The organism is Desulfobotulus sp. (assembly GCF_034006065.1).
In the GTDB taxonomy this organism is placed as follows: Bacteria; Desulfobacterota; Desulfobacteria; order Desulfobacterales; family ASO4-4; genus Desulfobotulus.
The window spans coordinates 1-17617 of record NZ_JAVETM010000031.1; the positions used below are offsets into that span (position 1 = coordinate 1).

19 protein-coding genes and 1 pseudogene are annotated in these 17617 nt (G+C 55.4%); 11 read left to right on the plus strand and 9 right to left on the minus strand.

The genetic code is table 11. The annotated features are described in order from the left end of the window. Window positions 1–39: 39 nt before the first annotated feature. The 9 genes from RBR60_RS11615 to RBR60_RS11655 all read right to left on the minus strand — a co-directional run bounded on the left by RBR60_RS11615 (window position 40) and on the right by RBR60_RS11655 (window position 9382). The gene (locus RBR60_RS11615; protein ID WP_320356930.1) at window positions 40–456 is read right to left on the minus strand and encodes a rhodanese-like domain-containing protein; all 417 of its coding nucleotides are present in this window, start codon (window positions 454–456) and stop codon (window positions 40–42) included. A 40-nt stretch (window positions 457–496) separates the two neighbouring features. Continuing rightward, a complete protein-coding gene (locus RBR60_RS11620) occupies window positions 497–1207 on the minus strand; it encodes a pseudouridine synthase (protein WP_320356932.1) in 711 nt (236 codons plus the stop codon). 118 nt (window positions 1208–1325) lie between these two features. Further along, window positions 1326–2090: a DUF4412 domain-containing protein gene (locus RBR60_RS11625; RefSeq protein WP_320356934.1), complete on the minus strand. Its 765-nt coding sequence runs from the start codon at window positions 2088–2090 to the stop codon at window positions 1326–1328. 280 nt (window positions 2091–2370) lie between these two features. After that, entirely contained in the window at window positions 2371–3780 is a 1410-nt protein-coding gene (locus RBR60_RS11630; protein ID WP_320356936.1) for a sigma-54 dependent transcriptional regulator, read from the minus strand. A 13-nt stretch (window positions 3781–3793) separates the two neighbouring features. After that, the gene (locus tag RBR60_RS11635; protein WP_320356938.1) at window positions 3794–5068 is read right to left on the minus strand and encodes a dihydroorotase; all 1275 of its coding nucleotides are present in this window, start codon (window positions 5066–5068) and stop codon (window positions 3794–3796) included. Further along, a complete protein-coding gene (locus tag RBR60_RS11640) occupies window positions 5052–5990 on the minus strand; it encodes an aspartate carbamoyltransferase catalytic subunit (protein ID WP_320356940.1) in 939 nt (312 codons plus the stop codon). Before RBR60_RS11640 ends, RBR60_RS11635 begins: the two co-directional genes overlap by 17 nt. An 86-nt stretch (window positions 5991–6076) precedes the next feature. Beyond that, a complete protein-coding gene (gene lepB, locus RBR60_RS11645; RefSeq protein WP_320356942.1) occupies window positions 6077–6724 on the minus strand; it encodes a signal peptidase I in 648 nt (215 codons plus the stop codon). Window positions 6725–6817: 93 nt separating this feature from the next. After that, on the minus strand, window positions 6818–7990 hold the full coding sequence (locus tag RBR60_RS11650; protein WP_320356944.1) for a homocysteine biosynthesis protein: 1173 nt from the start codon (window positions 7988–7990) through the stop codon (window positions 6818–6820). Between the two features lie 15 nt (window positions 7991–8005). Then, window positions 8006–9382 carry a M23 family metallopeptidase gene (locus RBR60_RS11655; protein WP_320356946.1) on the minus strand — a complete coding sequence of 459 codons (1377 nt, stop codon included), beginning with the start codon at window positions 9380–9382 and terminating at the stop codon, window positions 8006–8008. Between the two features lie 280 nt (window positions 9383–9662). On the opposite strand from RBR60_RS11655, the gene kdsA reads away from it, so the two are divergent. From kdsA to RBR60_RS11710, 11 genes and pseudogenes are all read left to right on the plus strand, one after another. Further along, window positions 9663–10493, plus strand: a complete 831-nt coding sequence (gene kdsA / locus RBR60_RS11660; RefSeq protein ID WP_320356948.1) for a 3-deoxy-8-phosphooctulonate synthase — start codon at window positions 9663–9665, stop codon at window positions 10491–10493. Further along, window positions 10490–11005 carry an HAD-IIIA family hydrolase gene (locus RBR60_RS11665; RefSeq protein WP_320356950.1) on the plus strand — a complete coding sequence of 172 codons (516 nt, stop codon included), beginning with the start codon at window positions 10490–10492 and terminating at the stop codon, window positions 11003–11005. The genes kdsA and RBR60_RS11665 overlap by 4 nt, the downstream gene beginning before the upstream one ends. Next, on the plus strand, window positions 11002–11565 hold the full coding sequence (gene lptC / locus RBR60_RS11670; RefSeq protein ID WP_320356952.1) for an LPS export ABC transporter periplasmic protein LptC: 564 nt from the start codon (window positions 11002–11004) through the stop codon (window positions 11563–11565). Before RBR60_RS11665 ends, lptC begins: the two co-directional genes overlap by 4 nt. A 118-nt stretch (window positions 11566–11683) precedes the next feature. Further along, window positions 11684–12517, plus strand: a complete 834-nt coding sequence (locus RBR60_RS11675; RefSeq protein WP_320356954.1) for an LptA/OstA family protein — start codon at window positions 11684–11686, stop codon at window positions 12515–12517. 20 nt (window positions 12518–12537) lie between these two features. Continuing rightward, window positions 12538–13260, plus strand: coding sequence for an LPS export ABC transporter ATP-binding protein (gene lptB, locus RBR60_RS11680; RefSeq protein ID WP_320356956.1), 723 nt, complete (start codon window positions 12538–12540; stop codon window positions 13258–13260). A 1-nt stretch (window position 13261) separates the two neighbouring features. Further along, complete coding sequence (gene rpoN / locus RBR60_RS11685) at window positions 13262–14692, plus strand: RNA polymerase factor sigma-54 (RefSeq protein ID WP_320356958.1); 1431 nt, start codon at window positions 13262–13264, stop codon at window positions 14690–14692. A gap of 16 nt (window positions 14693–14708) precedes the next feature. Further along, window positions 14709–15269 carry a ribosome hibernation-promoting factor, HPF/YfiA family gene (gene hpf, locus RBR60_RS11690; RefSeq protein WP_320356960.1) on the plus strand — a complete coding sequence of 187 codons (561 nt, stop codon included), beginning with the start codon at window positions 14709–14711 and terminating at the stop codon, window positions 15267–15269. An 82-nt stretch (window positions 15270–15351) separates the two neighbouring features. After that, window positions 15352–15810 carry a PTS sugar transporter subunit IIA gene (locus RBR60_RS11695; protein WP_320356962.1) on the plus strand — a complete coding sequence of 153 codons (459 nt, stop codon included), beginning with the start codon at window positions 15352–15354 and terminating at the stop codon, window positions 15808–15810. Window positions 15811–15847: 37 nt separating this feature from the next. Next, window positions 15848–16732 (plus strand): RNase adapter RapZ, encoded by an 885-nt coding sequence (rapZ, locus tag RBR60_RS11700; protein WP_320356965.1) that lies wholly within the window; start codon window positions 15848–15850, stop codon window positions 16730–16732. Between the two features lie 30 nt (window positions 16733–16762). Continuing rightward, window positions 16763–17188, plus strand: a complete 426-nt coding sequence (locus RBR60_RS11705; RefSeq protein ID WP_320356967.1) for a PTS fructose transporter subunit IIA — start codon at window positions 16763–16765, stop codon at window positions 17186–17188. 16 nt (window positions 17189–17204) lie between these two features. Next, window positions 17205–17609 (plus strand): annotated as a pseudogene (locus RBR60_RS11710) (GNAT family N-acetyltransferase); the annotation flags it as partial. Window positions 17610–17617: the final 8 nt, after the last annotated feature.

The window sequence follows — 17617 nt, forward strand, 5'->3', positions numbered from 1 at the left end:
GTTAACCCAAACGCAGGCCTTAAAAACACTGAAAGACCCTCACCCTCCTTTTTTTCTTTCATATCCCGTGACTCCCATCTCCAGCACACGCATCCGCAGTTCCAGGCCCTCCGCCGCGAGAATCTCCTTTGCCCTGCGGCTGCGGTTATGGGTGTTGCAGATCAAAAGAATTTCCTCCAGATCCGGCCTTGTGCTTAAAAACGCCACCACCTCGGCGGTATGCCCTGCAAGGCGGCTTAAAGGCACATTCATCGATCCCGGAATATGCCCGCGCCTGAATTCCCAAGCTTCCCGGACATCCATGAGCAGCAAACCCGAACCTGAGCTTTGCACAAGCTCGGCCAGCTTTTCCTGGGAAACCCAGAAATCCCCGGTCGCCTGGGAGCAGGAGGCCGATGACATCAGCCCGAAGGCCAGCACAAGAACACGCCAAAACCGTTTGAAAAAACAAGCCATTTCTCCTCCTTTTGTGGCGAACCTCACAGCAGCCAGGGGGCTAGACCTCCCTGTCCATCCCCAACTTCAAAAGCACCTCACAGAAATCCCTGGCAAGGGGGCTTTTCAGATCAAGGCGATGCCCTGTCACAGGATGGAGAAAGGATATGCGGATAGCGGCCAGCATGAGACGGTTACACCCGAACGCCTCCCGAAAAAAACGGTTATGCCTGCCATCCCCATAGGTGGTATCGCCGATGATGGGATGGGAGAGGCCATTGAGGTGCCTGCGGATCTGCCGAGACCGTCCCGTTTCCGGATGCAGTTCCACGAGACTGTAGCAACGGCTCGGAGTTTTTCCCATGGGAACGGGAATCTCCACGCACTCCCTTGTGTGGTACCGGGTCACGGAGAAGCGCGCCACAGCCCCAGGCCCGGCATCCTCAGGTTTCAGAAATCGGGAAATCACTCCCCTGGAAGGCGTTCGCCCCCGCACCAGAGCGAGATAGGCCTTATCCACCTCATGCCGTCGGAACTGACCTGCCAGATGGCTTGCCATATCCGCAGAAAGGGCCAGAATCAGAATACCGGATGTGGGTCTGTCCAGACGATGAACCGGATACACATACCGTCCCAGGCTGTCCCGCAGAACCTGGAGCAAGGCCCTGCATCCGCCGGATTCCCGGCCTCCCCGGTGCACGGGCATGCCCGAAGGCTTATGCACTGCAACCAGGGCTTCATCCTCATACAGAACCAGCGGTTCTTTCTCCATCCCCCATCCTTTCTCCTTTATTCTCTGGCAACCTCTGACAAAAAACGCCGCCTGCCAAGAAAACAGGGGGCGTTTTTCAAAAACCTCTGAATTTTTCTACTTTAGAAACCCTCAGCCCTTATTCCCCATACAAAGCCATCATGGGTACTTTGCGAAAATCCGCAGGCAGATCAAAGAGACTCGCTGGAAGGTTTTTTCTTTCAATGTTCAAAAGCTTTTCACTGCTGATGGCCCGTTCTCCGTCAAAAAGAACGGTGCGCACGGGAAAGCCCCGTGTTTCCATCTCTTTCCATTCCTTTCCCCCCACCCGCTTATCCTCTTCCATGGCCATCTTCTGAAGCACATGGAAATCCTTTTCCTCAATGCCCAGGGTTTTTAAAGGTACGGTACAGATTTCCTCAACTTTTTGTTGATTACGCATGCCCTCATACAGGGTGCAGGTCCATTTTCCCACACGATCCTGCCCTTTTTTCACATACTGCAAAGGAGTGTCTTCCTCATGATCCATCCCCAGGTAGGCAAGGTAGCCTTCCCTTTCCTCAGGATCCATACCCGCCAGCTGCTCTTCCATCATGGCTTTTCCCGCAGCTTCATGGGCAAGGGCTTCTTCGTGCATACGCCGCATTTCCGTCATGGAAATCTCCGCGTAAATCTTGCGATCCATGCGCACCATCCAGATCACATCCCTGTCCATCCGACCAATGCTCACAAAGCCCTGTCCCCCCTCCTGAGCCTCCGTTCGGATCCGATCCTTTGTCATGTACAGTGTGGTGGTTTCCCGGCCCTCTTCCTCGTAATCTTCCAGCAGCATCTGCATCATCAGGTCAGCGGAAGCCAGCGAGGCGAGCCCCCAGAACATCAGGACCATGGCCAATTTCTTCATACAGCTCTCCTTTTTGATATTCCCAATGGACTCCCTTCGCCAACGTCCCAGCACTGGCTGCGACACAAGATGAAGGAAAATCCAAAGCCAAGACATGTGGAAAAACAGGCAGGATTTTACGCGTTTTTATCAAAAGATGCCAGTGTTCTCTCAGCCCCCCAAAAAAAATCTTCTCCCGGCCCTTTGTTTGCACAAAAAAAGGGAGAAAATTTCCGAGGAGTCCAGGCTTTCCGGAAGCGACTGAGAAATACGAATAGGGGGAAACAGAGTCAGGCAGGGACTAATCCATGTGGTATTTATTCAGCCTGTAGCGCAGGGAACGGAAGGTGATTCCCAGAAGATCTGCAGCGCGCTGCTTGCTGCCCCTTGTGATGTCCATGGCTTTTTCAAGGTAACGCCTTTCGATGCTCTCCAGGATCTCATCCAGATTCACACCTGAAGCCACGTCCTCCATGGCGTCCAGCTCAGCGGCCTGCCCCTCGGCTTTCATCACGTTTCTGCGTTTGTGAAAGGAAAGGGAAAGGCTTTCCGGAAGAATGATATTCGTGGATGAAAGGGCCACGGAACGTTCAATGAGATTTTCAAGCTCCCGCACGTTTCCCGGAAAATCGTAGCGCTGCAGGAGATCGATGGCGTAAGAGGAAAGCTTGATCACGCCCTTGCCCATCTCCTTTGCGTATTTATCCAGAAAATGCTGGGCCAGCATGCGCAGATCTTCTTTCCTTTCCCTTAAGGACGGCACACGGATCTCCACCACGTTGAGACGATAAAAAAGGTCTTCCCGGAATTTCCCCATGATCACAGCCTGTTCAAGGCTGCGGTTAGTGGCGGAAATGATCCTGAAATCCACGGGAATCTCCTGAGTGCCGCCCACGGGCATGATCTTGCGCTCCTGTAAGGCTCGGAGGAGTTTCACCTGAAGCGGCAGAGGCAGCTCCGAAATCTCATCCAGGAAAACCGTCCCCCCATCCGCAGCCTCAAAAAAGCCCTTCTGATCTGTGGTAGCGCCGGTAAAGGAACCCCGTTTATGGCCAAAAAAAGAACTTTCCATGAGACTTTCCGGAATGCTGCCGCAGTTCACCACCACAAAGGCCTTGGCCGCCCTGGGCGAGGCCTCGTGGATAGCCCGGGCAATGAGCTCCTTACCCGTTCCTGATTCTCCGGTGATGAGTACGCTGGTACGGGTCCCGGCCACCTGACTGATCCGCTCAAAAATCCTTTCCATCTCCGGGCTCTCGCCAATGATCCGCCCAAAACGCAGGGTTTTCTTCATGGCGTCGCTCATGGCCCTGCGCTCTTCCTCAAGGGTTCTTAAGGTCATGGCATTGCCGATGGTCAGCAAAAGCTCCTTGTTGGCAAAAGGCTTGGGCAGATAGTCATAGGCCCCGGCATTCATGGCCTGAACCGCTGTCTCCGTTGTGGCGTAAGCGGAAATGAGAATCACGGGCGCATCCGGTTTTTTCGCTTTGGCCGCCCTCAGTACATCAAGGCCTGTCATGTCTCCCAGGCGGATATCGCACAACAGCAGATCATAGGGGGTGCTTTCCAGGTATTTCAGGGCAACGGCGCCGCTTTCCGCCGTTGTGATGGTATAACCCTCACGACCCAGCATGACCTCCAGAAACTCGCGCATGCTGAGTTCATCGTCCACCACCAGAATGTGTTTTCCCCTGCCCTTTTCTCCACCCATTGCAAAACCCCTTTCAACAATCCCTGAAAACAACCCGGCCACCCACCAATGTGGCCACAGCCCTGCCCTTCAGCTTCCATCCCCCAAAGGGCGTATTCCGGCTCAAGGAGGCAAAATCCGAAGGGTCCACCGTCCACACAGCCTCCGTATCCATCACGGTGAGATCCGCCGGAGCGCCAGGAACCAGATCATTGGAAAGCCCCAGGATACGCGCCGGGTTTTTGCTCATCAGGCGCACGAGATCCCCAAGGGACAAAAGCCCTTCATGCACCAGGGCCAGGGAAAGTCCCAAAGAGGTTTCAAGGCCCAGAATGCCATTGGGCGCATCATCAAAGGGCGCGTCCTTTTCCATGGGCGCATGGGGGGCATGATCCGTGGCAATGCAGTCGAGGGTTCCATCCCGGAGGCCTTCGCGTATGGCCTCCCGGTCCGCCTCACTGCGCAAGGGGGGATTCATCTTGGCTGCGGTGTCATACATTCCCACCGCCACATCCGTAAGGGTGAAGTAATGGGGGGCTGTCTCCGCGGTGACCTGCACGCCCCTTTTCTTGGCCTCCCGGATGGCCCGGACCGATTCCCGGGTACTCACATGGGCGATGTGAATGCGGCTTCCCGTCCACTCGGCAAGGCCGATTTCCCGCTCCACCACGATGGATTCGGAAAGGTTGGAAATTCCGGAAAGCCCCAGCCTTGTCGCCGTTTCTCCCTCGTTCATGACCCCATCCCCCGCAAGGGTATGGTCCTCACAGTGAGAAATGAGCAAAAGGCCGAAAGCCTTGGCGTACTCCATGGCCCTGCGCATCACCTGAGCGTTGGCCACGGGCATACCGTCATCACTGAGGGCAATGGCTCCAGCCGCCTTGAGATCCGCATACTCGTTGAGCTGCGTTCCACTGAGCCCCGCTGTGATGGCTGCCACGGGATAAACCCTTGCAAGATTCACTTCCCTGGCCCGGGAAACGATAAAGGCTGTAATCCCCGCATTGTCATTCACAGGACGGGTGTTGGGCATGCAGCAGACCGCCGTGAAACCGCCCCTCACCGCAGCCCGGCAGCCCGTTTCAATGGTTTCCTTGTATTCTTGCCCCGGCTCTCGCAGATGCACATGCATGTCAATGAGCCCAGGAGTGATGACAAGCCCCTTTGCGTCCAGCACTTCGTCCGCAGCATCCTTGATTTCTCCGGGTTCTGTGATGGCTTCAATGCGCCCTTCCCGGATCCAGATATCCCGGATCCCGTCCACGCGGCCCGGATCCAGAACATGCCCGTTTTCAATCTTCATCCGCATGCCGCACGCCTCCTGCCAAAAGATAAAAAAGGGCCATCCGCACAGCCACTCCGTTTTCCACCTGCTCCAGAATCACGGACTGGCTGCCATCGGCCACGCTGTCTGAAATTTCTACACCTCGGTTCATGGGACCTGGGTGCAGCACCAGGGCGTCGGGCCTGGCCAGGGCCAGGCGGCCCGCATTCAGGCCAAACTGCCGGGCATACTCCCTTTCCGTGGAAAAAAGAACCTTTCCCATGCGTTCTTTCTGGATACGAAGCATCATGACCACATCCGCGCCTTCCAGGGCGGCATCCACGGAAGGTGCCACCCGAACCCCATACCCTTCTATGCCTTTGGGAATCATAGTGGGTGGACCGCAGACCCGCACGGAAGCCCCCATCTTCACAAGCCCCTCCATATTGGACCGGGCTACCCGGCTGTGGGCGATATCCCCGATGATGGCCACCTCAAGTCCCCGGATACAACCTTTTTTTTCCCGTATGGTCATCATATCCAGCAGAGCCTGGGTGGGATGGGCATGTTTGCCATCGCCCGCATTGATCACACCGCAGGACAGACGCCTGGCAATGAAGTGGGCGGCTCCCGAAGTGCCGTGCCGCATGACCAGCACATCGGGCTGCATGGCTTCCAGGGTTTTTACCGTATCCAGCAGGGTTTCCCCCTTGGCCATGCTGGAGCCGCTCTTGCCAAGGGCAATCACGTCCGCACTCAGGCGTTTTCCCGCAATATCAAAGGAAACTTTGGTCCTTGTGCTGTCTTCATGAAAAAAAAGCACCAGAGTTTTTCCCCGGAGCGTGGGAACTTTTTTCACAGGCCTTAAGGAAATTTCCTTCATTCCCTGGGCTGTATCCAGAATATGGGTGATTTCCTCCGCAGAAAGGGAGGCGATGTCCAGAATATCTTTTTTGGTGAACTGCATACCCCTCCAGGAAATCCTGAGTCGCCTGAAAAAAGATCAGACCCCCGGATCCGCCTTAAAGATCATGGTCCCAAAGCCGTTTCAAATCAGGAAAGAAAATTGCCAAGCCTGCCCCAGCGCGGCCGGAAACGGTCCTGATCCCAGGACCAGTAAATCATGAAGGCCTTGCCTTTTACGGAACGCACATCCACATACCCCCAGTATCGACTGTCACTGCTGTGATCCCGATTGTCTCCCATGGTAAAAAGCATGCCTTCGGGCACTGTGATGGGCCCCATGTTGTCCCTTGGGCTTAGCTCCTTGCGGTAAAAAACAGGATCCTTAAAAACCGCATAGGGCTCATGGGGAACGGGTTTTCCGTTCCGGTAAAGCTGCTTGTCGCGGATTTCCAGCCGATCTCCCGCTACCCCCACCACGCGTTTGATGAAATCCTTACGGGGATCTTCCGGATAGGCAAACACCACAATGTCTCCATGCCTGGGATTTTTCCCGCCCACAAGGGGTTCGCCGAAAAAGGGCATTTTCAATCCGTAGGATAATTTATTCACCAGGATATGGTCACCGATCTGCAAGGTTTCCAACATGGATCCCGATGGAATCTTGAACGCCTGGACCCCGAAGGTCCGGATGAGAAGGGCCAGGACCACGGCGATGACGATGGCCTCCACATTCTCCCGCCAGGCCGAAGGTTTGGGACCCGCCTTTGCCAGTTCCGATGCTGCCTGAGTTTTCACACGTCTGCCTTATTCAAGATAGGGTTGGAGAGATAAAAAAGCCCATAAAAATCCCCCTTTCCCATGGAAGAAAAGGGGGGAGAAGGCCCGCATCTACACCGGACCGGGAAGTAAAAACTGGGGTTCTCCCAGGAAAAATTTACCCCTTTCAATCCATTCCTTGAGAATCAAAGCCACTTCCCTTGCCTTCACCATACTGGAAAGGGGCACCGTGGGAATGGTTTTCCCCTCCACCACAATGCTGCCGGACTTCAATTCCGCATAACTGACCTGACCATAACTGCGGGAAACCCCGTTGGGATAATCCATGCCGTAATCCACCACCTGGGTGAAGATATCCGAATCCCGGACCCCGGTATACCGGGCCATGTCCTCGTTCAGGATGGGGATGGGAATACCAAGGCCAAGGGACAGGGAACATCCGTACCCCCGTATGCTCACCCCCCGCAACCACTCGGGCTTCATCTGCTTTAAGTCTCCCATCACAAAAAGAGTGCCCGCCGGGGTCACAGGAATCCCCTTTTCCGTTCGCTGGGCCTGGGGCTTGTGCTGGGTTCCCCACCAGGTGACATACCCCACGCCGCCGCCAAGAAAGATCCGGGTGCCAAGGCCAATGGTTCTGTAACAGGGGTCATTCATTAAAGGACTCAAGGCCCCGGCGCTGCAATAATTGGCATTGCCCATACGGGGTTTCAGGGTACCCATATAGGTATAAATGGTTTTCTTGGTGGTGTTGATGGCGCAGTTGTAATTCTGATAGGCATTTCTCGGATTGCAGAGCAGGGCCTGGGGAAGATCGGCCAGGGTCACATCCTTTTCAAAAAGGCGATTGGGATAACAGGTGGTGCCATAGCCCTCGGAGCGCATATGCACTTTTTTCCCGGCCACCAGGTCCTCAATCACATGCCCCCCCCCGTAGTTGAAGGATCCGGGATACACCTTGTTGAGGGGATCTTCCGCTGCGGCTTCCGTTGCACCGATGTAACAATCCACCGCAGCCAGTCCGCCGTAGGCCGCCACACCGTTGAGCCAGGTGTGGGACGCCTTGGTGGTGGGAACGGAGTGACCAAAATTGATGAAAGCGCCGGAGGAACACATGGGAGCAAAGGTGCCCGTGGTCACCACATCCACATGCCGCGCCGCAGCCACAGGTCCCTCGTTTTCCACAATGTCGATCATTTCTTCCGCTGTCACCACAACGGCTTTACCCGCAGCAATCTTTGCGTTGATCTCCTGGTAGGTTTTATTCACCTCAAACGCAGCCATGCCTTCTCCCCCACGCTAGCCGTAAATCCCGGCCGCGATATCACGAAGTTTTGATAAGATGTTGTTCTCCACCCAATTGGGATCCAGCCACTCAATGGGGTTCACAAAAATATTATGCACAATCACGCCAAAATGCAGATGATCCCCCCCGGCCATACCCGTTACCCCTGTCCGGCCGATGATGTCCCCCCGGGCCACCATGTCCCCCAGAGAAACCTGGATCTGACTGAGGTGGGCATAGTGGGAAAAAAGCCCGCATCCATGGTCAATGATCACATTCCTGCCATAGATTCCTATGGTATCCACCAGAACGACCTTTCCCGCCTCTGCCGCAGGAACGGGAGACTGGGCAATGGAAGCCAGATCCACGCCCATATGAAACTGCCGGTCAATTTCCCGGCCATTGTAATAATAAATTCTCCGGTCTGCAAATCCCCCCCGGTTTGCCGCCGCAGGAAGAGGCAGAAAGTGTCTTTCCCAGAATGGACGCGGCTCGGATTTCTCCGTTGCCGCAAAAATCTGCGCCTCGTTCTGTTCCCTCAGCTTGTTGTTCACCTTCAGGAATTTTTCCAGGGGGGATTCCGGATCTCCGCTGGGAATCTGGAATTCGGGCATCTTCCAGTTTAAAAAACGATCGCTGATGTTGATCTTATCCTCAGGAAAACGTCTGGCATTCACGTGATGGGGAAATCCTCCTCTGCCGATATTTCCGGCAAAGTCCTCCGCCACAATGAAGATCTCAGCGCCTGATCCTGGCTCATGCCCCAATCCGAAAAAAGCCACATGGATATCCTTATTCGGGCCAAACCCCCCATATCCAGGAAAAAATCTGCCATCCACCTTCACACCGCTGCGCAGGACCGGCTCGGAAAGGCGATACCCCACAAGGCCTGCTCCTCCGTGGCTGAGATAATGCTGCCGGGTGACCACACTGATTTCCGGCGGCCGGGTGTCCACCCGCATCTCCCGCTCATAGGTGCCAAGATTTCCCTTGAAACCTCCGCGCAAGGACGCATCCCGCGCCCGTACCCGCAAGGTGCCCATGCCATCGGTGATCCCCGCTTCCGCAGGTTTGAAGGCAAAACGCAGGGAGGTATGGGCCACACCCGTGGCTCCCAGGAAACCGCTCCCAGGAAACAGCCTCTGTTCCAGAACATGCTCTTTGCCGTCCTTGAAAAAAAGAACCTGAACCTCTTTCACCCCCCGGCCCACGTCCATCACTTCCAGGGCGATCTCCCCATCCTTTCCCAGACTGCTGCCTTCCACAAGCATCCGGATTTCCGGCCTGCGCCCTTCAAAACAGGTGAACACCAGCCACACAATGGCGCAAAGCAAAAGGCCTGCAAGGGGTACAAACAACCAGGTCCTGCTGCTGTTTTCCTTTTTCTTCATCGTTTCTCTGTCCTTCCGCCACAGTTTTTTTCACCATCTATTCCGGCCGCATTCATAACAGTTCACTCCAGGGGAATCAAGCCCGGAGCCTCTGAACCCCCTCTTGGAAAAAACCCGCACCCCCGGATTTTAAAGCCGAAAATTCCGACATGTACAAAGATATCCCTGCTGAAGGCCCCAACCCATGACCATCGGCTTGACTTTTGCATAGGCGCGGGCTAGGAATAGACGTTTAAGATCATCAGATGGGTATTGGGTTAAAAAATACGAAAGATACTGAATGAAAATTCATCTGAAAAACACAGCCATCCCCTTAGGCCCCAGACATCCTCTCCTGCTCATTGCGGGTCCCTGCGCCATTGAAGATGCCGATCTCTGCCTGAACATCGCAGACTTTCTGCACAAAGAGACGGAAAAAAGAAAGATTCCCTACATCTTCAAAGCCTCCTTTGACAAGGCCAACCGCAGCAGCATCACCTCTTTCCGGGGACCAGGTCTTGAAGAGGGGCTGCGAACCCTGGAAAGGGTGCAGACCTCCATCGGCGTTCCCGTCATTTCCGACATCCATCTACCCGAACAGGCCAAGCCTGCGGCAGAGGTGCTGGACATGCTCCAGATTCCCGCCTTCCTGTGCAGACAGACCGACCTCCTCTCTGCGGCGGCCCGTACGGGGAAACCCGTAAACGTCAAAAAGGGCCAGTTCCTTGCCCCCTGGGATATGCAGAATGTGGTTTCCAAGCTGGAAGAATCCGGATGCCGGGAAATCCTTCTCACGGAACGGGGAGCCAGTTTCGGCTACAACAACCTGGTGGTGGATTTCCGCAGCTTTCCCATCCTCAGCGGCTTCGGCCATCCGGTCATCTTTGACGCCACCCACAGTGTCCAACTGCCCGGCGGCTCCGGCACCCACTCTTCAGGACAACGCGAGTTTGCGCCCATCCTCGCCCGGAGCGCCGTGGCCGCAGGCGCAGACGGCCTTTTCATTGAGGCTCACCCCCAGCCGGAAAAAGCTCTCTGCGATGGGGCCAATTCTCTGCATCTTCAGGACGTCCCCCGCCTTCTGGACCAGCTTATCGCCATCAAAGCCATTATCGGGGAAGAGATACCGTGAAAACATCCTTTTGCGACATAGCGCTTCTCCTTCTGGATGTGGATGGGGTTCTCACCCCAGGAACCATCATCTATAATGATGCAGGCGAGGAAACCAAGGTTTTCCATGTAAAAGACGGTCTTGGCCTCCGGCTTCTCATGGACGCAGGTATCCGTGTGGGCATTGTCACCGGACGGGCCGCGCCTGCCCTGCGGCACCGGCTGGCCAACCTCGGCATCACCCTTATCTGGGATGGGGTGAAAAACAAGGCCGCGCTGATCGAGGAAATCCAGTCCCGCACAGGCCTTTCCCCCCAGGCCATGGCCTTTATGGGAGACGATCTTCCGGATCTCGGCCTCATGCAGCGGGTGGGGCTTTCCATTACCGTTGCAGACGCGGCTCTCGAGGTCCGGGAAAGGGCGGGATTTACGACCAGGGCTCCGGGCGGCCAGGGGGCTGTCCGGGAAGTGTGCGAGGCCATCCTGAAAGCCAAGGGGCTCTGGGATGCCCTTGTGGATCGCTGCCTGCAATGACCCCCTTTCGTCGCAAACGCATTTTTTTCATGCTCTTTGCCCTGGGCCTCATCCTGGTCACCCTGCTTCTTTTTCTTGTGGAATACCTCACAGCCCCCCCCGCCGCACCGACTTCCCTCCAGCGCACCGACATCTCCCTTTCCCGCTTCCGCCATACGGCCACGGAAAAGGAGAGAATTCTCTGGACCCTCTCTGCGGACAGGGCGGATTATGACAGACAGGCCGGGATGGTGGAAATGACAGGGGTCATGGTCACCTATATCAGCGAGGACCATACGCCCCTCACCGCCCGTTCCCACAAAGGCCTTGCGGATGTGAATGCAAAGGATGTCCGCCTCACGGAAAAGGTAGAAGTGACCCACCCCCTCTACCTGCTGGAAAGCGAAGCCCTGCTCTATGCATCCGACACCCAGGTGCTGGCCTCCCCCGTGAAAACCCGGGTCACAGGAACCCAGTTTCAGATGGAAGCCGACGCCGCAAGCTATGAACTTCCTTCCGGCGTACTGCGCCTTACCGGACAGGTGAAAGGAGTCCTCCATGCGCCCATGTCCTCACCCTAAGGTTTGCCGATCCTCCGCCCTCAGGCAAAGAGGCCTTTTCGCAGCCGCCTTGTTTTTCTGCATGTATTCCTTTTCAGCCTTGGCAGACCTCCTTCCCATACGTTTTGAAAGCGCACATATGGACTGGGAAACCCAGTCAAAAGAAATCCGCATGGAAGGCAGCGCCCGGATTTTCGGGGAAGAAGCAAGTATTGAAGCCGACCTCATCCGGATCCGCTTCCTCTCCCAAGAGATGGAAAAGGCCTTTTCGGAACAGAACCTCGAAAGCCTCCAGGCCGAAGGTCGGGTGCGCCTCCGACACCAGGATTTCCAGGGCCGGGCGGACAAGGCCCGGTATGAGACCCAGTCCCAGAGACTCCGACTGGAAGGCCGTCCTGCGGAATTCCGGAATCCGGATATCCGCATCACAGGAGACAGCATTTTCTATGATCACCGCCTCGACGAGATGCAGGTGGAAGGACGCAAAGAGCGCCTTTCCACCCTTCATTACGGGCAAAAGGGATCGGACCCCCCTGCCCTTGTGGCCCACGCCCTTTCCCAGGACTGGAACATGACTTCCCGCACCCTGGTGTTCAAAGGAGAGGTACACATCGTCCAGGCGGGAATGACCCTCAGGGCGGATGCCGTCACCCTCCGTTACCAGGGAAAAGACCTTCCCTTGCAGACGGAAAAGGGAGAGGATCCCCTTCTTTCCATCGAAAGCGTTGTGGCCGAAGGCAAGGTGGAGATCACCCATCCGGATGGCAGAGCCTCCGGAGAGCGGGCCATCTTCATTGCCCAGGATGACACCATCACCCTCACGGGAAGCCCCGCGCGGGTGGAGCGTCTCGGCCACGTCCTCCAGGGGCCCGCCATCCGCATGAACCGCACAACCGGCGAGATGGAAATTTCAGGAGGCGTCTCCGGCACCCTCCTTCAGGACAAAAAGAAACCTCTGCCCCTACCCTTCTGATTTTTTTTGGAGAAAACCCCATGCCCGTTTTGCACGTGGAACAACTGGAAAAACGCTACGGAGACAGAAAGGTGGTGGACGGCGTTTCCCTGAGGGTGGAAAGCCAGCAGGTCATCGGGCTCCTCGGACCCAACGGGGCCGGAAAAACCACCACTTTTTATATGGCCGTAGGCCTCATCCGACCGGACGGGGGCAGGGTTTTCCTTGACGATAAAGACCTGACAGACTATCCCATGTATATGCGGGCTCGCTACGGCATCGGCTACCTGCCTCAGGAAGCCTCCATATTCAGAAAGCTTTCCGTCCGGGACAATCTCCTCATCATCCTTGAAAACCTGGATATGGGCAGAACGGAACAGAGGCAAAAAGCCGAAGCCCTTCTGGAAGAACTGGGCATCCGCCATCTGGGAGACCAGAAGGCCACGGTTCTTTCCGGCGGGGAACGCAGGCGACTTGAAATTGCGCGGGTGCTGTCCACGGATCCTTCCTTCATCCTCCTGGATGAGCCCTTTGCGGGGGTGGATCCTCTGGCTGTCAGCGATATTCAGAACATCATCGCCTATCTCAGCCAGCGGGGCATCGGCGTTCTGATTTCAGACCATAATGTTCGGGAGACCCTCGGCGTATGCGATATGGCCTACATACTGCATTCCGGCAGGGTTGTGGATTCGGGATCCCCTGCGGACATCGCCGCAAGTCCCATTGCCCGAAAAACCTATTTAGGAGACGGATTCCGGTTATAAAATGGCCATAGAACTCCGACAACAACTCAAGCTTACCCAGCAACTTGTCATGACGCCTCAACTGCAGCAGGCTATCAAGCTGTTGCAATTGTCCCGCCTTGAACTCGTGGATGCCATACAACAGGAGCTGGAACAAAATCCCGCCCTGGAAGAACGCGTGGACGCACCGGAGGGGGAAACCCCGGATATGGCTGAGGCCGTTTCCTCGGAAGAAATGCTGCAGGAAGTGGAAATCAGTGAAAAGGTCAGCCCGGAAACGGACTGGGAGGCCTACCTCGACGAGTACAGCAGCGCAGGCAGGGTGCACTTTGAATCCGAGGAAAGGGAAGCACCCCGCTATGAAAACTTTGTCTCAGAAAAGGAAAGCCTCCACGACCACCTGCTCTGGCAGTTGTCCATGGCAGATGTGGATCCGGAAATCCAGACCCTGGCCAGCCTGATCATCGGCAACATCAACACCGATGGGTACCTTGACGCCACACTGGATGAAATCAGCCAGGTAAGCGGATATCCGGAGAGCGCCGCAGAAGAAGCACTCAGACAGGTGCAGTCCTTTGACCCTGCGGGCGTGGGCGCACGGAATCTCAAGGAATGCCTGCTTCTCCAGATTCGGCGCCTGGGCCTTGAGGCAGACATCGTGGAAAAAATCATCGCCCACCATCTCAAGCACCTTGAAAACAAAAACTTCAAGGCCATTGCCAAAAGCCTCAAAGAACCCCTTGAGACCATCATCGCCGCCGTAGGCGTCATCCGCTCTCTGGAGCCCAAACCCGGCCGGGAATTCCACAATGAAGCGCCGGTGTATATCACACCGGATATTTATGTATACAAGCACAATGATGATTTCATCATCACCCTCAATGACGATGGTATGCCCAGGCTGCACATCAACCCCTATTACAAAAAAGCCATGCGCACCGGAGAAAAAATCTCAGGGGAAACCAAGGATTATCTTCAGGAAAAAATGCGTTCCGCCTCCTGGCTCATCAAAAGCATCCAGCAGAGACAAAAAACCATCTACAATGTTATGGAAAGTATTGTACGCTTTCAGCGGGATTTCTTTGAAAAGGGTGTGGCCTACTTAAAACCCATGGTGCTGCGGGACGTGGCCCAGGACATCCAGATGCACGAATCCACCATCAGCCGGGTGACCACCAACAAGTATGCCTATACGCCCCAGGGGCTTTTTGAGCTGAAATACTTTTTCAACAGCTCCATCAGCCGGGTGGAAGGCGAGGCCATGGCCTCGGTGAGTGTACTTGAAAAAATCAAGCAACTTGTGGAAAGCGAGGATCCCCAGAACCCCTACAGCGATCTGAAAATCGCCACCATTTTCGAGGAGGAGCAAAACATCCGCATTGCCCGAAGGACCATTGCCAAGTACAGGGAAATCCTTAAAATTCTTCCGTCCAGCAAACGCAGACAATACTGATGAGGAGGTAGGGCCCATGAAGACATCCGTGACCTTCAAGAACATCGAACCCTCCGAAGCACTGAAGGACTACGCCGCCAACAAACTCTCCAGGCTGGACAAACAGTTTGACAGCCCGGCCGAAGCCCAGGTTGTCCTGTCTGTGGAAAAGATCCGCCATATCGTAGAAGTGCGCGTCACCTGTGACCGTCTCAGCTTCCAGGCCACGGAAGAAACGGAAAACATGTATTCAGCCCTGGACCTTGTGGTGGATAAGCTCAAAAAGCAGATCCGCAGAACCAAGGAAAAGGTCCGGGAAAACCGTCCCGTATCCAAAGCAGGCATCAAGGGTGCCGAAGCGGCAATGGCTGAAGAAATTTCCCAGAATGCGGAAACCGAGGCCCAGGATTTTCCTGAAAAGCCTCAGTTTGTTGTGGAATCCATGCATTTCAAACCCATGGATGCGGAAGAGGCGGCCATGCAGCTTGCCCTCTCAGACAAGGACTTTATCGTCTACACCGACGCCAGAACCGATCAGGTCCATGTTCTGTACCGACGAAAAGACGGGGATCTCGGCCTGATCCAGCCATCCGCCTGATCCAACACAAAGGACCACAGGCCCTGCAAAGGGCTCTGGCCGCATACGGTCAGGGCCCTGGGCCCTTTCACAAGGTTGATCCATGAAGCTTCTGGATGTTCTGACCCATGAGACCATCATCACCGATCTTCAGGCCCGCGACAAAATGGCTGCGCTGGAAGAACTTGTCGCCCCCCTTGCCCGGCAAAAGAATCTGCCGAAAGAGGAGCTGATGCGCGTACTTCTGGAAAGGGAGCGTCTCGGCAGCACGGGCATCGGGGATGGCATCGCCATTCCCCATGGTAAGCTAGAAACTCTCCCTCACCTGGCCCTTGCCTTCGGCAAAAGCCGCAGGGGCGTTTCCTTTGACTCCCTTGACAACAAACCTGTCCACCTTTTTTTTGTGATCCTGACTCCCCTCACCGAAACCGGGCTGCACCTTCAGGTTCTTGCCCGGATATCAAGGCTTCTGCGGAATGCCTCCCTGAAGGAGGAACTGCGTAAGGCCGCAAGCCCTGAGAGAGTCTGCGAGCTTCTTTCTCCCATGGACGAGGATTTTTAAGCACAAAATCTCCCCTTTTGCCGCAAAGACGACGCCCATGAAAACCAACGAAAAAATCATTGTAATCACGGGTCTTTCCGGGTCCGGAAAAAGCACAGCCGCAGCCGCCCTGGAAGACGCAGGCTTTTACTGTGTGGATAACCTGCCCGTGGCCCTCCTTCCCAAATTCCTTGAGCTGCGGATCCACAGCGACACCGCAGATTTCAATGGTCTGGGGTTTATCATGGATATCCGGGAAAAGGGTTTTCTTGAAAAGCATACGGATATTTTTACGGAAGTCCGCAACCAGGGTTGGAATTTCCAGCTCATCTTTCTTGAAGCGCGGGAAGAGGTGCTTCTCAACCGTTTCAGCCAGACCCGCAGGCAGCACCCCCTTTCTCCGGGCAAATCCCTCATGGACAGCATCCGTGAGGAAATTCAGCGCATGACCCCTCTCAGGGAAAGCGCCGACCAGGTCATTGATACCTCCGACACCACCGTACATGCCCTCAAGGCGCTGATTATGGGAATTGCCCAGCACTGCATTTTCGCAGACGCCCTCCGGGTGGATGTCTTAAGTTTTGGCTTCAAATACGGCCCTCCGCGGAATATGGATATGCTCGTGGATGTCCGCTTTCTTCCCAACCCCTATTTTACGCCGGAGCTGCGGGATCTCACCGGAGAAGATGCCGCGGTGCGGGACTTCATCTTCTCCCATGAGGAGACCCAGATCTTTTTGCAAAAGTACCTCGACCTCCTTGACTATTTGATCCCTTTGTATAAAAGAGAGGGCAAAGCCTACCTCACCCTGGGGATAGGCTGCACCGGCGGCCGCCACCGATCCGTGGCCATCACGCGCCGTATTTTCGAGCATCTGCAGGGTCAGGTGGGACAACTGGGGATCCATCACAGGGATATTCTCCGCCAGTCTTCCTCCAGCTGACCAAAACCCTTAAACGGGGACTTGATTTTCATGATTGGAATTGCCGTTGTCACCCACTGCCAACTCGCCCAGGCCCTGATCGAAGCGGCGGAGTTCATCCTCGGTGAACCGCCCCGCAATGTGGCCGCCGTATCTGTCAATATCCGTGAAAACGCAGACACCATCCGCAAAACCATAGCAGAAACCCTTAAAAAATTGGATGAGGGAGAAGGTCTCCTCATCCTCACCGACATGTTCGGCGGCAGCCCCTCCAACCTCAGCTATTCCTTTCTGGAAGAAGGACGCATTGAAGTGATCAGCGGGGTCAATCTGCCCCTTCTCATCCGGGCCATCAGCCTCAGAAAACGCGTACCCATCCATGAAATCGGCATCCAACTGGAAGCCCACGGAAAAAGAAGCATCACCCTGGCCAGTGGTGTCCTGAAAGGAATGCCCCGCAGTGCCCAGAAGGGATAATGTCCACATCCGTCCCATGGGGACCCAAGACCTTGCCGCAGTCACAGCCCTTGAAAGCCTTGTATTCAGCCATCCCTGGACCTGGGCGGATTTCATGGCCGAGCATCGTCATCCCCAGGCCTTCTGCCGTGTGCTCACAGAGACAGCAGATTCCCATCCCCTGGCCTACCTTTGCTGCAGAAAGGTCATGGACGGCATTGAAATCCTCAAGATCGCCGTTCATCCCCAATATCAGCAAAGGGGCTTTGCAAAGCGGCTTATGGCGGATCTGTATGCGGAAGCCAGCACCTCGCCAACACCCCGACTTTTTCTTGAAGTTGCCAGCATCAATACCGCAGCCCTGAGCTTTTACAGGGATCAGGGCTTTAAAAGCACAGGCATTCGCAAACGATACTATCCTGGCGGTATTGATGCGCTTAATATGATGAA